This is a genomic window from Corynebacterium drakensteinense, from assembly GCF_041224285.1.
GTDB lineage: Bacteria > Actinomycetota > Actinomycetes > Mycobacteriales > Mycobacteriaceae > Corynebacterium.
This window is the reverse complement of the sequence record NZ_JAXOFP010000009.1, coordinates 12,113-27,310: the sequence shown is the minus strand read 5'-3', so window position 1 is coordinate 27,310 and position 15,198 is coordinate 12,113. Positions and strand designations below refer to the sequence as shown.

Annotated in this window: 13 protein-coding genes and 1 tRNA gene; 3 read left to right on the top strand and 11 right to left on the bottom strand. The window is 59.2% G+C overall.

All coding sequences use genetic code 11. The features are described 5' to 3' along the window. Positions 1–112: 112 nt before the first annotated feature. From U1140_RS06545 to U1140_RS06495, 11 genes are all read right to left on the bottom strand, one after another. Positions 113–1,429, bottom strand: coding sequence for a hypothetical protein (locus U1140_RS06545; RefSeq protein ID WP_369846738.1), 1,317 nt, complete (start codon positions 1,427–1,429; stop codon positions 113–115). After that, the gene (locus tag U1140_RS06540; RefSeq protein ID WP_369846737.1) at positions 1,429–1,953 is read right to left on the bottom strand and encodes an RNA polymerase sigma factor; all 525 of its coding nucleotides are present in this window, start codon (positions 1,951–1,953) and stop codon (positions 1,429–1,431) included. The genes U1140_RS06545 and U1140_RS06540 overlap by 1 nt, the downstream gene beginning before the upstream one ends. 71 nt (positions 1,954–2,024) lie before the next feature. Continuing rightward, the gene (locus U1140_RS06535; protein ID WP_369846736.1) at positions 2,025–2,402 is read right to left on the bottom strand and encodes a hypothetical protein; all 378 of its coding nucleotides are present in this window, start codon (positions 2,400–2,402) and stop codon (positions 2,025–2,027) included. A 165-nt stretch (positions 2,403–2,567) separates the two neighbouring features. Then, on the bottom strand, positions 2,568–2,840 hold the full coding sequence (gene crgA / locus U1140_RS06530) for a cell division protein CrgA (RefSeq protein ID WP_369846735.1): 273 nt from the start codon (positions 2,838–2,840) through the stop codon (positions 2,568–2,570). Between the two features lie 230 nt (positions 2,841–3,070). Continuing rightward, positions 3,071–5,143, bottom strand: coding sequence for a Stk1 family PASTA domain-containing Ser/Thr kinase (gene pknB, locus U1140_RS06525; RefSeq protein ID WP_369846734.1), 2,073 nt, complete (start codon positions 5,141–5,143; stop codon positions 3,071–3,073). 3 nt (positions 5,144–5,146) lie between these two features. Then, entirely contained in the window at positions 5,147–6,910 is a 1,764-nt protein-coding gene (locus U1140_RS06520; protein ID WP_369846733.1) for a serine/threonine-protein kinase, read from the bottom strand. Positions 6,911–6,913: 3 nt separating this feature from the next. Further along, positions 6,914–8,341, bottom strand: coding sequence for a penicillin-binding transpeptidase domain-containing protein (locus tag U1140_RS06515; RefSeq protein ID WP_369846732.1), 1,428 nt, complete (start codon positions 8,339–8,341; stop codon positions 6,914–6,916). Next, complete coding sequence (locus U1140_RS06510) at positions 8,338–9,747, bottom strand: FtsW/RodA/SpoVE family cell cycle protein (RefSeq protein ID WP_369846731.1); 1,410 nt, start codon at positions 9,745–9,747, stop codon at positions 8,338–8,340. Before U1140_RS06510 ends, U1140_RS06515 begins: the two co-directional genes overlap by 4 nt. Next, positions 9,748–11,364: a PP2C family protein-serine/threonine phosphatase gene (locus tag U1140_RS06505; RefSeq protein ID WP_369846730.1), complete on the bottom strand. Its 1,617-nt coding sequence runs from the start codon at positions 11,362–11,364 to the stop codon at positions 9,748–9,750. Then, positions 11,365–11,829, bottom strand: a complete 465-nt coding sequence (locus tag U1140_RS06500) for an FHA domain-containing protein FhaB/FipA (protein ID WP_369846729.1) — start codon at positions 11,827–11,829, stop codon at positions 11,365–11,367. It lies immediately after the preceding gene. A 44-nt stretch (positions 11,830–11,873) separates the two neighbouring features. Continuing rightward, complete coding sequence (locus U1140_RS06495; RefSeq protein WP_369846728.1) at positions 11,874–12,779, bottom strand: DUF3662 and FHA domain-containing protein; 906 nt, start codon at positions 12,777–12,779, stop codon at positions 11,874–11,876. 295 nt (positions 12,780–13,074) lie between these two features. Here U1140_RS06495 and U1140_RS06490 point away from each other — a divergent pair. From U1140_RS06490 to U1140_RS06480, 3 genes are all read left to right on the top strand, one after another. Continuing rightward, a tRNA-Leu gene (locus U1140_RS06490) sits at positions 13,075–13,159 on the top strand. Between the two features lie 247 nt (positions 13,160–13,406). Continuing rightward, the gene (locus tag U1140_RS06485; RefSeq protein ID WP_369846727.1) at positions 13,407–14,090 is read left to right on the top strand and encodes a biliverdin-producing heme oxygenase; all 684 of its coding nucleotides are present in this window, start codon (positions 13,407–13,409) and stop codon (positions 14,088–14,090) included. A gap of 16 nt (positions 14,091–14,106) precedes the next feature. Next, a complete protein-coding gene (locus U1140_RS06480; protein WP_369846726.1) occupies positions 14,107–15,198 on the top strand; it encodes a heme/hemin ABC transporter substrate-binding protein in 1,092 nt (363 codons plus the stop codon).

Below are 15,198 nucleotides of genomic sequence, written 5' to 3'. Positions count from 1 at the left end.
AAAATCCCCACGGTTATCCACAACAATTCACAAGTTGTGGACACCATGGGGGTGGTGTGTGGGTGCTGTGCAGCGCCACGGCCTAGGTAGCGTCGGCCTTGGTAGTGCTGGCCTAGGTGTTGTTGGTCAAGGTAGTGCTGGTTTGGGTATTACCGGTCTGGGCACAACCGATGGAGAATTCTTCGTTACGCTCCGGGTTTTCTGGGTATTCCAACGCCATGCGGGAATAAATCCGCGCGTTATAACCGCACTCTTCGCGGCTATCCAAGGTCAGGCGCACCGGGAAGGTTTCAAATTCACCGTCGGCGCAGAGTGGATCGCAATTATTGATCCACGCGGTGCCGGTGGCCGTGGCGGTATCGCCACCCCAGTTTTCCCACGCAAGATCGTCCACGTAATAGTTGTTATCCGCGCACGCGGTAGAAATCATCTCCGGGCCTTCCAATCCGGTCACGTGCACGCAATCCACGATCGCGGTGGCGGCAACCTCGGTGGTAATTTCCGGGCCCACCAAACCGTGCACACGCACCAATTGGCCGGTCGCGGGAATAACCGAAAAGCTCAGCTGGTCCACATCGCGGATCACGGTGACGATCTCGTCATCACCGCCGGTGGTTGATTGCTCCACCCCAGCCAGGTCATTGCCGTCCAGCGAGGCCATCAGCTCATACAAAACTTTTTGCTGGTCGCTCGACAACGCCGGGTGCAGCAGCAGTTTCAGCACACCGCGTGCTGTGGAATCATCCAGAGAATCTGCCAGTGCACGCAGGGCAGTGGCATCGGCACCGGTGGCCTGCAATTGTGCTGGCTCCACGGACAAACCGCGGTCTGCGTTCTGCAATTCTGCCGGAGCATTATTGCTTTGCTTTGTGGTGGTGCGTACCTCGCCAGCAGCAGAGACTTCATAAGACGTGGAGACGAATTCCGTGCCCAGCCGGTCGGTGCGTTCCAAGTATTCCTGCGCGGTGACCGCGATATCGCTGGCATCAGCAGCGTGCAGCGAGGATTCACCGGCGGTGTGCAGGATTTCTTCGGCGGTCGCGGTGGCTTCGTGCCCGTGAAACAACGACGGCAAGACTCCCGTACCCAGCGCGATTGCGCTGACAGCAGCGGCCGCACCCAACAGCCAACGGCTGCGCTGGCTGCGCCCCGTCCAGCTACTGCTGTTTCTGCTGTTTCTGCTGCTACCGCGGTTTCCAAGAGCACTGTCTTCGCTGCCTTCATTGCCTGCACCGTCTTTACCGTGGCGCGCGGACTGCAGAGCCTGTGCCTCGGCAACGTCGTCTGGTTGCGCCGTGGCAGCCCCGTCGCCAAGAATTGCCTGCAGGTGTTTCTCGCTGCGGCGTTTTTCCAGCTCGGTCAGCTCAGGCTCGCGTACCGGGTTGGCCGCGGCAAGTTGCCGGGTGAGCTCATCGTCAAAGTGTGTCATTACGACCGACCTAAGTTTTGTGGTTCCAGCGCTTCTTTGAGTTTGGTGCGTGCACGGTGCAGTTTTACCCGGGCATTGTTTTCGGTGATGCCCAAGCTGTCGGCGATATCGGTGATGCTCAACTGTTCCCACGCGTGCAAGGCGATGATTTCGCGATCTCCATAAGCAAGAGTGTTCAGTGCGCGGTTGATATCCAGCGACAAATCCGCGACTTGGCTGAAGTCGTCGGCAGCAATCTGATCAAGCTCGGTATCTTCTTCCACATGGTCCTGGTGTGATGACTTACTGCGGTAATACTCCTTGACCACATTGCCGGCGATGCCATACAGCCACGGCAACGGGCGCTGCGGGTGCAACAGCGACGCAAAGTTCGCCCAGGCGCGCCCGAATACCTCTGCACAGTATTCCTCTGCCGCAGCAGCAGCGATGCGCCGGCGAAGGTAGGCCAAAATCTGCGGGTAGTGTTCCCGGTAGATAGTGGTGAAGGTCGCCCGGTCTTGAGCCGGACGAGAATCGCTGGTCACAAACAATTCCTACTGCGCGGATGTGGAAAACGGCACGGGCAATTCACTGCACACATTGCCCGGGTGGGTGCCTAGTTGATGGCGACGGTGTCGGTCACGCCAGACGAGCACGTGATGGTGGCGGTGGCGTCCTCGTCAGCGAAATCTGCTGGCAGGGTGACATAACCGATGAGCTTGCCGACGTCGGCACCCGGGGACATGGTGGTGGCTTCACCGAAGCTGGTCTCTAGCTCTGCGCGAACGTCCTGGCCTGGGCAGGTAGCGGCGATCAGGAGCTCTTCGCCGGGCTGCACGATGCCGTCGACGGTGACATCTAGGTTCTCGCCGGCCACCTCGAAGGCGTTTTCACTGAATGGTGCCTGTGCGGAGGTTGCGAGCGCGATGCCGCCACCAGCGATAGCGATGGTGCCGATGATTCCGGCGGTGATTGCGGTGCCACGAGTTTTCATGTTTTCTCCTTAACTCACGGGCTTGAATTCCTTACACCTGGTTTGTGTACCCAAGCCCGGAATTATTACACGCAGAGTTAAAAAAAATTTTTCGCACTGTTCTCGCTGGCAGTGAGGTTAAGAGAGCCGGTCGGGATAGTGGCGCTAGCCGTTAGAAGCCAGAACTTAGCGCCAACCCATGGTCATCAACAGGCCAATGATGAATAGGCCGAACCCAATGCCGTAGTTCCATGCCTGCAGGTCGCGCATGACTGGAATGGATGGGCCTGCCAGGTAGTTGACCACCAGGTAGAGCAGCCCGGCGAGGATGAAAAAGAACATCAAGGCCTTGTACCAGACTGGGGTGCCGCCGGTGTTGATCTTGACCGGTGTGCGGCTAGCGCTCGAAGACTGGCCGGAAAACTGGTTGTTAGATTGTGAGACCTTTGCCTTAGGCATGATGCACCTTCATCAAAATCGTTGTCGGGGACGGTTACTCTGCGTACGTTGCTAATCTGCGTACGTTGTGTGGCACGTCGGACAGCTGTCGCGGCGGCCTTTGTAGTTTAGTGTTGACTAGTTTAACAGCGCCGCACCCCCGGCGGGAGGGTACGACGCTGCTAACTTACGACGAACTACTCACTGGTGTGCGAAGCTGCACGACCGTGAATGCTGTCTGCTCAGGTTGCTTAGGGAACCAGCGCGCGCAAGTTAAATTCGTAGTAACGCGCGGTGATCTCTTGGTCACGGCGGATGGTATCTCCAGGCGACGGCGCCGTCACAGAGACTAAGCCCTGATCGGTGATTACTCCGGTATCGACAGGTTCGCCAGTCACGAGCTTCGAGTCGCTGCCTTCCCAACCGGCATCACGCAGTGCAGTCAGCGCCTGGTTGCGGTTCTTGCGGGTGATATCCGGCATCTTGATCAATGCACCATTGGAAACCTCCACGCGCACATCCGAACCTTCCGGACGCATCGCACCAGCATCGATCACGTTCACAACGCGATCGGCCGGTTCCAGCGAATCGATGAACTGCGGTTTCGGCACAAAGCCCAAAGATTCCAAAGTGTCGCGGGCTTGGTTCCAGTTCATGCCGGTCAACGTCGGCACGCGAACATCAACGATTTCTCTGCCCAGCGAGATGGTCACCCGCACCTTCGAACCCTTCGGCAAGCTAGCACCAGCAGCAGGCTCATGCCGGGTAATCCGCCCCTGTTCGACAGAATCAGAAAATTCTTCGAAGACGTCTGGTTCCAATTCCAGCCCGGCCTCAGCCAACGCGGCCGATGCTTCCTGTGGGGTCAGGTCTGTCAGCCGTGGAACCTGGGTGTCTTCTTTGCCGGTCGAGATCGTCACCGTCACCGTTGTGTTGCGCTGCAGCTGCGAGCCCACGGAAGGGTTCGTGCGCACCACGTGATGCTCGGGAACCTCTGGGTCGGGTGCCTCGATGATCTCGGGTCGCAAACCAAGCTCTTCCAATTTGGCGATGGCTTCATTGCGTTCCATACCCACGATATTCGGCAGCGCGACGGTCTCGGATTGCGCGGCGTTGTCTGCTTGTCGACGGGAATCGCCGTCGTTGCGCACGCTCCAGGCATAGCCGAGGCCGATCACCAGCAAAGCCACCACGATAAAGGCGATTAGCCAACGGAAATTATTGGAGCGTTTCGACGTCGTCGCGGTTGGGTGTGCTGCGTGCGCGCCGGGGGCAGCGGATGGAACCGCACCAGTTGCGGCATGTGCACCTCCGGCAGCACCGACAGCTCCTGCAGTACCCGCTCCGGCCAGCGCTGTAGCCGGGTAATTCTGCGCCGGGTCCACGGTGCGCGTGGCTGGGTAGTTCTCCACCGTCTGGGTGGGGAATTGCTCTTGGGACGGAGCCACGTGCGCACGAGCTGCCTGGGTAACCGAACCACGCGAGAGCAGCTCTAAGTCTTGGCCCATTTCTGCGGCCGACTGGTAGCGATCACCAGGGTGTTTGGCCATCGACGTCATCACCACGGCATCGACGTTGAGCAACGACGTGGGGGAAAGGTCGACGTCAGGCATGCGTTCCGACGGCGGAGTGACGTCTTCTTGCACGTGCTGGTAGGCCACCGCAAACGGGGTTTCGCCCTGGAATGGGGTGGAGCCAGTGATCGTCTCGTAGAGCACGCAACCCAGCGCATACACATCCGAGCGCGCATCCGCGTTCTTGCCGCGGGCTTGTTCGGGCGAAAGATATTGCGCGGTACCGATGACGGCGGAGGTTTGCGTCATCGCCGAGGTGGAATCGTCCAACGCGCGGGCGATACCGAAGTCCATCACCTTCACCATGCCGGTGTTGGTGAGCATGATATTCGCCGGTTTAATATCGCGATGGATGATCCCGGCATCGTGGCTGGCTTGCAGCGCAGAGCACACGGGTTGCAAAATTTCCGCGGCTTCTTGCGGGCTCATCGGCCCGTCGTTACGCAAAATATCGCGCAGCGTTTGGCCGTGAATGCGCTCCATGACGATGTACGGGATGCCAATGCCGTCGATGGTTTCTTCGCCGGTATCGTAGACCGCCACGATATTCGGGTGGTTCAACTTCGATGAGTTTCGTGCCTCCCGACGGAAACGTTCGCGGAAGTTCATATCCCGCGCCATTTCGGAACGCAGCATTTTCACCGCGACGTCGCGGCCCAACAACGTATCTTGTGCCGCATACACGTCGGACATGCCACCGCTGCCGATGATCTCGCTGAGTTCATAGCGCTGCGCCAAGCTGTGATTCATGATTTATTCCGTCCCCTGCTCGGCCGCACCAACTGGGCGGGATCCACCAGATTGCTGGTTGGCACCGGAATGACCGGGCTGCCCAGCGTGATTCTGCCCAGACTGTCCAGACTGTCCAGCGTGACCAGATTGACCAGACCGACCGCCCTGGCCGGGTTCGAAGCCAGGCTGATTGCCGCCGTTACCGCGTTGGCCAGTGCCCGAGGTTGCATCAGCGGTGTCTTGGTCGCCGCCAGCATTGCCAGTGCTATTGCCATTTCCGGTTTCGGCGTCACCGCCGCCTTGCTGGCCACCGGGCTGCTGTTGGTTGGGGGCTTGCGGAGCATTGCCGCTACCACCACTGCCATTACCAGCGCCGGAGCCCTGGCCGCCGCCATTGCCACCAGCACCAGAGCCGGTCCCAGATCCAGAGCCTTGGCCACCGCCTCCACCGGAGCCCTGGCCAGACCCCGAGCCACCGCGGTTTGCTGGCGGATCAACCCATTCAGTCACGATCACCGGCTCAGTCTCGCTGGGTTGGGTCGACGTCGACGCAGCCGGGGTGCGATCTAAGATCCCATCCAGTGCGTTGCTGTAGGTCGCCATGAACCACAAAGCAAGCGCGGCAATACCAGCGATGACCACAGCAACGAACATGCCGCAGCCAAAACCAGCACCGGCGCCGGAATTCTTCGGCTGATGCACAGGCTGCACGGGTGCAGCTTGCCCGGCACCGGTATACGGCTGGCCAACCGCAGGTTGTTGCACCTGCGCCACGTGGCTTGCTGGTGCGGGCACTGGCTGCGGGGTTCGCGGACGCGCAGTCGACGGGCTCGCGGTACGCGCATTCGTCACCTGGCTGAGCTGCTGCGTCGACGCCGACGGAGCGGGTTCTTTCGCAACAGTTGCCAAAGCAGCCGACTTCGGCGCCGGTGGACGTTGCCCCAAGCGCACCTTGGAGGCGGCCACGGCGAATTCGTTACCGTCGGCAAAACGCATGTGCGCATCTTTGCGCAACGCGATCCCGATCAATTCGCGCGCCGGGGCGCTGATCTGCGTCGACAAGGCCTCTGGCGCCTGATTGATGTGGGCGAGTGCCACCGAGACTGAAGAATCGCCCTGGAATGGGCGCTTGCCAGCCAGCATCTCGTAGCCCACGACACCCAGTGAATACACATCGGATGCCGGAGTCACCGAATGACCTTGGGCTTGTTCCGGTGAAACATATTGCGCGGTGCCTACCACCATTCCGGTGCGGGTCAGTGGGACTGCTTCGGCGGCTTTCGCAATACCGAAGTCAGCGATTTTCACCTGCCCGTTTTGTGTCACCAACAGGTTTCCGGGCTTGATGTCGCGATGCACCAAGCCCATGCGGTGGATAATCGACAACCCGTGCGCGGCTTGTTCCAGCACGTCGAGCGCGAGGGATTCGTCGAGACTGCCTTCGCGTTGTAACAAATCCGCCAGTGATTCACCGCGGATGTACTCCATGACGATGAAACAGAACGTGTGGCCGTTGTCTTCGGTGACCTCTGCATAATCGTAGGTCGCCACGACGTTGTCGGATTCGAGACAACGGGCGGCGTCGGCTTCGTTGCGGAAGCGATCCAAAAACTCGTTGTTATCCGAAAACTCCGGGCGCAGGATCTTGATGGCCACTTCGCGATCATTCGCGTGATCGTCGGCAAGCCACACCGTGGACATGCCGCCGTGGCCAATGACCCACTGCAGTTCGTAATCGTCGCCAATCAGCGCCTGGATATTTTCCCGATTGTTCACGTCAGCCATAAATTACTGCCCCCTGCCAAAGTCGAGCAGAGCCCGGCCCAGTGGTGCGGCTACAGAGCCACCGGTGGCACCCACGCCTTGGCCGCCACCATTCTTGACGACGACAGCCACTGCCAGATCAGCATCTGGCAGGTAGGCGACGTACCAGGTGTGTGGGGCGGAACCTTCGGCGTGCTCTGCGGTACCGGTCTTGGACGCAATATCGCCGGCAGAAGCACCGACGGTGTGGGCTTCGGAAGCGCGCATCATCTCTTCGATGGTAGCTGCAGTTTCGGCCGGGATCGCTTGGTTGAGCGAATGCGGCTTGGTGGTTTTGATATCGCGCAGGTTAGAACTGGTGATCTTGTCGACGACATACGGCTGCATGCGCTCGCCGTCGTTGGCGATCGTCGCGGCCATCACGGCTGCCTGCAACGCGGACATGGTGACATCGCGCTGGCCAATCGACGACTGCCCCAATGCGGCTTCGTCGGGCAGATCGCCCAACGCGCCAGGCGAGGTGGGGATGCCCAAGTCATAGTTTTCGCCAATACCAAAAGCCTGGGCGGTGTTTCGCATGGCCTCGTCGCCGATGTCGATGCCCATTTCCACGAACGCCGTGTTGCAGGAGTACTGGAATGCGGTGAGCAACGAGACTGCATCCGCACCCGCGCAGGCTTCACCGGCGTAGTTGGTCAATTCCGTGTTGGTGTTCGGCAGCGTGATTGATGGCGCACCCGTCAGCGTGGATTCGGGCCCGTAGCCAGCTTCGATGCCTGCGGCGGTGGTGATGATCTTGAAGATCGATCCCGGCGGCAGGGTTTCTTGGGTGGCGTGGTTGAGCAACGGGTTGCCGTCGGTGCTGGTCAGCTCAGTCCAGGAGTCTTGCGCGCCGTCGCCAAGCAGGGTGTTTTGGTCGAAGCTTGGCGACGAAGCCATGGCTTTGACCGCACCCGTCGAAGGCTGGATCGCCACCGTGGCACCCTGATAGCCCAGCTCTGCCAGCTGCTGGTACGCGAACTGTTGCATATTCGGGTCGATGGTCAGCTCCAGGTTTGCGCCGTTGGGCTGCTTGCCGGTGATGACATCGCGCCAGTTGGTGGACAACAGAGAAGAATCTGTGCCGTTGAGAATATCGTTGTGGGATTGCTCCAACTGTGATGCGCCGAACTGATCCGACAGGTAGCCAACGATATTGCTAAATGCCTGCGGGTTGGTGGGGTAGTTGCGCGAATAGGTTTCATCCGCGTTCGGCAGCGACTCGGCCAGCACTTGGCCACCGGCAGAGATCTGGCCACGTGCGATGGTCTGCGAATCGTAGAATCCGCGCTGGTTTGCCGGGTGGTTGGCGTATTTATCTTCCTGGAACGCCTGCACGATGGTCAGGTTGATCAGCAAGATGATGGTCAGAATGATCGCAAAGATTGCGACTAGGCGAATAGAACGGTTCATCGTTTCGCCCCCTGGTGCATATTGAACACGCCGGTGTGCTCCATTCCTGGTGCAGCGCCTGCTGCTGGGCCGGAAGCAGCGCCTGCGCCCCCATTGTTTGCGTGGTTTCCGGTGGCTTCCTCAGATGGACGACGCGCGCCATGAGAAATGCGCAGCAAAAGCGCGAGCAACACGTAGTTTGCCATCAACGACGAACCACCGGCTGACATGAACGGCGTGGTCAGACCGGTCATCGGCAGCAGGGCAGTGATGCCACCGACGACGACGAAAACCTGAATGGCCATCGTCAGCGACAGCCCTGCAGCCAACAACTTGCCGTAGGAATCGCGGACTTTCAGCGAGGTGTTGAAACCACGCGAGACCAGCAGAGCGAACAAGATCAGCACGCCGGTCAGGCCAATCAGGCCGAGTTCTTCACCAATGGCGGCGAGAATGAAGTCCGTCCACACCACGGGGATGATGTCTGGGTGGCCTTCGCCCAAACCAGTGCCGGTCACCCCGCCCCAGGACATGCCGAACAGCGACTGCGACAGCTGGAAACCGGTGCCGTCGACGTCGTCAAGCGGGTTACGGAAAGCGGAGAAACGGTCCTGGATCTTTGCCGAAAGCGAATACACGAAAGCGCCGCCCAGCACGGTCAAAGCCAGCCCGATGATCAGCCACGACCAGCGGCCGGTGGCCATGAACAACATGCCCAACACGGTGCTAAACAGCAGCAGAACCGGGCCGAAGTCATTGGAGATGGCCATGATCATAATCGCGATCGCCCACACCAACAGGATGGGGGCGAGGTCGCGCAGGCGCGGGAAGGAGATGCCGAAAACGCGGTATCCGGCGACGGTGAACAGCGCACGTTTTTGCACCAGCAATTGGGCGAAAAACATCAACAATAAGATCTTGGAGAATTCGCCAGGTTGCAGCGTGAAGCTGCCGATTTGGATCCAGATGCGGGCATCAGCGTTGATTGAGGTCGGCCACACCAGCGGCAGTGCCAGCAAGACCAGGCCTAATGCGCCCAGCAGGTAGGAATAGCGGGTGAGCACCTTGTGGTCGCGAACGATGATCAGCACGGCGACCATCAGCGCAACACCAATGACAGACCACATGACCTGGCGGTTTGCCAGGCCGAGATCCTTGGCGGCGTCGATGCGGTAGACCATGACCAGGCCCAAACCGTTGAGCAAGCTGACGACGGGCAGCATGATCTGATCGGCATAGGGAGCCCAGATCGTTAATGCGATGTGCGCGACGGTGAAAACACCGATGAACGCGCCGACGAAATACAGGAAGGTCACCGATAACGTTGAGCCCTGGGAGAGCTCGAAGCTAGCCAGGGTGGCCGCGAAAACGATGGCTGCGACGATGAGCAGCCCGAGTTCTGTCGAGCGGATGAATACTCGTGACATTTAGGACACCTCCCTGCAGTTCACGCCTGGGGTGGACAAACCGCCGTCATCGGAACTGTTCGCTTCTGCGCCGGACTCGCCAGCGTTGTTGCTGCCTTCGCCGGGGTTTTGGTCGGCGGTGTCTTTCGCAGCATCAGCCTTGTCAGCTTTGTCAGCGCGGTTTACACACACCGGCAGCGCTTTATCGGACAGGCGCTGCAGCTGATCGGTGACCTCTGAATACGATCCTGAGTCGAGGTGATCAATGGAACCCCGCACCGAACCGGGAAGGTCGTTTAGCGAAAACGAGTGGCAATCGTTGGCAGGTTTCTCGTCGAAACCGGTGGTGCGGACTTCATCATCTTCGGTCAGGCACACCCGTTGGTACGGTTCATGTAAATCCTTGCCGAAAAGTGAATAATTCACCCCGCGTTCGATGATCAGCTCATCTTTATCGTTGGTGGCGATATAGTAATTATCCTGCGTGGACGAATACGCCCACCAGCCGCCGCCGACCAGGCCGACGAGCAAAACAAGTACGACGATAGCCAGCGTCCAGTTGCGGCCGCGCTTACTGGGTTGCTCGGCAGCACCATCGTGCAGGCCGGAACCAGCTGAGCCGGAGCCGTTGAGGTTTCCCTGGTTTCCGGAGCCGCCGGCGTTATTCGCGCCGGCACCGCTATTTCCCGGACCATCAGGACCTCCTGCACCACCGTGGCCGGCAGCGCTGCCAGCAGCAGCGGTGGCACCGCCTGCAGCTGCCTGCGCATTCGGCTCCACAATCTGTGGACGCCGGTTCAAGGCTGCCGCACGCCCCGCTGCGGTATCCGGGTGGGCGCGCTCGCTTTCCGGCAACGCCAAAGCACCGGCGCTGACGGGAGCGTTGGGAACGGAGGTGGAATCGTCGTCGCCAGCCAAGACATCAGCGACCACGACGGTGACGTTGTCCGGCCCACCTGAGCGCAGCGCAAGGTCGATCAACCTCGTGGCAGCTTGCTCCGGGGTGCCTTCTCGCAGGGTGGTTTCAATAGTGTCGGCGGTCACCGGGTCCGAGAGCCCATCCGAGCACAGCAACAGGCGATCGCCGGGTTTGGCGTCGATGGTGCGCAGCGTCGGATCCACCGGGCGGCCGGTGTAGGCCTTCAGAATCAGTGATTTCTGCGGGTGGGTGGAGACATCTTCAGGCTGCAGGCTGCCGGAATCCACCAGCGACTGCACATAGGTGTCGTCGACGGTGATCTGTTCCAACTTGCCGTCGCGTAAACGGTAGCCGCGCGAATCGCCAACATGGCACATGCCAAAGGCGGAGCCGTTGAACATCAGGGCCGTACAGGTGGTGCCCATGCCTTCAGTTTCGGGGCGCTGGCGCACGGTATCGGCGATCGCAGCATTGGCGTCGTCGGCAGCGGAACCCAGCAGCGCGAGCATGTCATTGTCGCCTGGGTCGCGGTCCAGATTTTGCAGGGTCGTGACCAGCAATTGCGAGGCGACTTCACCGGCGGCGTGGCCACCCATGCCGTCGGCAAGCACCAAAAGATTCCGGCCGGCGAAGGCGGAATCTTCGTTGTTAGTACGAACAAGACCGCGGTCCGAGGCCGCGGTGTAGTTAAGCTTCAATGATTTCTGCGATGGAGTCATCTATGGCACCAGCCTCAATAGTGAACGCCCCAGTTTAATATCAGTTCCCACGGCGATGCGTTCTGGCTGGTCAATCCTAGCGCCAGCAACGAACGTGCCGTTTCGAGAATCCAAATCTTCGATAAACCATTCGCTGCCACGACGGAATAAGCGGGCGTGGCGCGACGAGGCGTAATCGTCACCGACGACGAAATCACAATCTGGTGCCCGGCCGACGATGAATTCTTCCAGCGAAGTGATCTGCATGTGCGAGCCCCGCAGTGGACCATCGACCACTGTGATCTGGGCGGCTGGCTTGCGAGAACGCGGAGCCGGTGGCGTGAACCCGGTGGATGCGGCTGCGGGCGCGGTGCCAGCTGCGGCGAATTTCGCGTCGCGGCGCATCGCGTTCAGCGCCACCAGAATGAACAGCCACAACAGCACTAATAGGCCGATGCGTAGCCCAAACACGAGGACTGAATCCATGGTGGCCTTCCTTCGCTAGGAGTTGGAGTGTCGAGAAAAGGGATTTACGAGTGGGGGTAAGTAATGCGGACTTCAATATGAGAGTGTCCCACAGTAATGACGTCTCCGTCGGCTAGGAGCCAATTTTCGATAGGCGTGTCATTGACAGTCGTGCCATTCGTGGATTGCAGATCGACGAGGATGGCATCGCGTCCGTCCCAGGTGATCTCTGCGTGCTGGCGAGAAACTCCAGTGTCGGGGATGCGCAGGTCGGCGTCATTACTACGCCCAATGACGTTGGAGCCTTCCTCCACCAAATAGCTGCGCGAAGAGCCATCTTGCAGCATCAGCGAAACCCGGGTGGTTTCTTCTTCGGGCTGCCGGTTCTGGTTTTCGCGGTTCTGCTTGTCGACGTCCTCGCTACGGAACATCGTGGTGGTCGCGTCATGTTCTGCTGGATTTCCTGATCCAGTGGAATACGGGGAGCTAGTCATGGCAGGGGATTCCTCCTGTCGGCTTCTGGATCGCTGTCCAGTGCCGTCGTCATTGGGGTTATCGTCATGGGTGATGATGGCATCGAAACCGGAGTGCTCCACCGGTTGTGCATCAGAAAAAGATGAGACCCGCAGCTGACCGGTGCGCAAGCCGGATTCTTCAGCGATGCGCACGATCACGGGGCCAAAGGTTTCCATTCCTTCGTTACGCAGAAAACGCGCCAGCTGGTCTGCCAAGCTGACGGGTAGCTGCCGATCCTGTGAAAGGTTTTCCAGGTCTTTTGAGGAAACACCGACGGCGTACACATTAGGAACGTAGCCGCGGGCGGTCACGGAGAGGTTGTCGTGCGCTTCCTGCTTCAGGAGCTCTTCGATCTCTGCGGGTACGACCTTGCCGCCGAAGATGAGGGCAATGCCGTTGTCGAGGCCGCGCTGCATGGCGCTGTCGAGTTTGGCAAACCGGGACATGATTGCCATCGCGCGAGACCTCCTTTCATTTCATTCTTATATTGCGGAATCTGGAAAATTACTACAGTCTCTCAAGGTTTTTAGAAGATAGCTGAAAACCAAGTGTGTCTCAGTATAAAGTGCTCTAGGTCAAAAACTGTAAGTCAGGCGGGCGTGCCAGCTAGTTTTTGGTAGTTTTATGGTCTGCAGTCATGGTCTGGAAACATGGTGTTGAACTGCGGGTTTGTTGGTTTATATGAGTTACGTGTTATCTTCATTAAGTCGCCACGTCGAGCGCATTGCGTTTGATGTTTATTGACACCCAGCCCGGGTGGCGGAATTGGCAGACGCGCTGGCTTCAGGTGCCAGTGTCCTTTTAGGACGTGCGGGTTCAAGTCCCGCCCCGGGCACAGTTGTGAAGTCTCGAGACATCGTTCCTATTTCGGTGTCTCGAGACTTTTTGTTTGCTGGGTTTGTTTTCTCTGCCCCCACCGGGGGTTATCTGGGCGGTCATACTTTAGATCGAAATTTTCGAATTGTTGGCGTTTACCCTTGTCTAACCTTTCTCAGCCCAGTTAGGATAGGGCTAACTTAATAAGGTGAGACTCAGACCGCGGCGGGCCGGTCGGGGTCTAATAAAGAAGGGACACACCACAAATGACTACTGCGACCACTGCTCTGTTTGAACACACTGAGCAGCAGCCGCTATCCAAGCAGCTGCGCGAACACACCATGGCTGCTCACGAGAATGCAGAGACCTCGGACTTCATGGACCGCCTGCTGAAAGGCCAGCTCAGCCGCGAAGCCGTCGCGGAATACCACGCACAGATGTGGTTTATCTACGATACTCTCGAGCACGCAGTACGCACCGTTGCTGCGAGCCCGATCGGCGCTAGCTACGCTGACCCGCGCCTGGAGCGCCGCATGGCATTGGATTCTGACCTGGTCAGCATGGTTGGCTCGAACTGGGGCGAGCAGGTGCGCGTGATGCCAGAGACCGCTGCTTATGTCGAGCGCATCGAAAAAATGGACCTGCCGGGCAACGAAGTCCGCATCCTGGCGCACCACTATGTGCGCTACCTGGGGGATGTTTCTGGCGGCCAGGTCATCTCGCGCATGCTGGAGCGTCATTATGGAATGGGTGAGCAAGAGCTCAGCTTCTATGATTTCTCTGCCATCGGCAAGATCAAGCCTTATCGTGACGCCTACCGTGCCACCTTGGATTCCTTGCAGCTCACCGACGAGCAGCGCGCCGAGCTTCTCGACGAAGCCGTCGTCGCTTTCCAATGCAATTTTGAGTTATTCTCTGCTCTGTCGCGTCGCTTCCCTGCAGAAAGCTAAACCACAGAAAGCTAAAATGCTTCGGTCTATACCGCATAACCGTCGTTGGTTTCTTGCCCCCACCTGCGCTGCCTTGCTGGCAGTGACCGGGTTGGGGGTTTCGGCATGCGCATCGTGGGATGAGCCTACTGCGCACCAGAACCTGAAAAAAGATGTCGTTGAGCCAGGCGCGGATGCCGATCCGCGCAGCTTCCATGGCGGCAATATCGTCGATGACTTGGATGAAGTCGTTCCCGTCACGAATTCTCCAGAGCCGCAGCTTCCGGTGACAGTTACCGACGAAGATGGCTATGACGTCGTCGTCGAGGATGTTTCCCGGATTCTCGCGATTGATTTTTATGGCACCTTCACCAAAACCGTGCGCGGTTTGGGCATGGCCGATAACCTCGTCGGGCGCACGATCGCTTCGCAGGAAGAATCGCTGCAGGATTTACCGATTGTCACCCACGGTGCACACGCGTTGAACGCCGAGGCGATCCTGGAGCTTAACCCCAGCGTGCTGGTGATCGACCATTCGATTGGCCCAAGCGAGGTCATTGACCAGGTACGCGCCGCCGGGGTGACCACGGTGGTGCTGGAAGACGATCGCAGCTTGGAAAACATGGGCGCGCAGATCCGTCGTATGGGTGAGGTTTTAGGGCTTGCTGCCGAGGGCGAGGCGCTCGCGCAGCGCAGTGAAGAAGAACTGGCTGATGCCAAGGCGGCGATCGCGCAGATCGCGCCGCAAGAGCCGCTGCGCATGGCGTTTTTATACGCCCGCGGTGCGAATGGCGTGTTCTATATCCTGGGCCGTGATTCCGGCACCGATGATCTGATCGAAAGCATCGGCGGCATTGATGTCGCCACGGCGAATGACATCGGTTCGCCGTCGCCGGCCAGCCCGGAAGCGCTCGCGGAATTAGACCCAGAGGTCTACATCATGATGTCCGGCAGCCTCGGTTCCATCGGCGATATCGAAGGCTTGATGCAGCGACCAGGCGTGGCACAAACCGTCGCCGGGCAAAAGCAGCGCGTGATTGCGCTTCCTGACGGGCAGGCGCTGGCCTTTGGCCCGCAATCCGGCCAGTTGCTGCTGGAAGCAGCAAAAGCGATTTACCATAATGAGTAA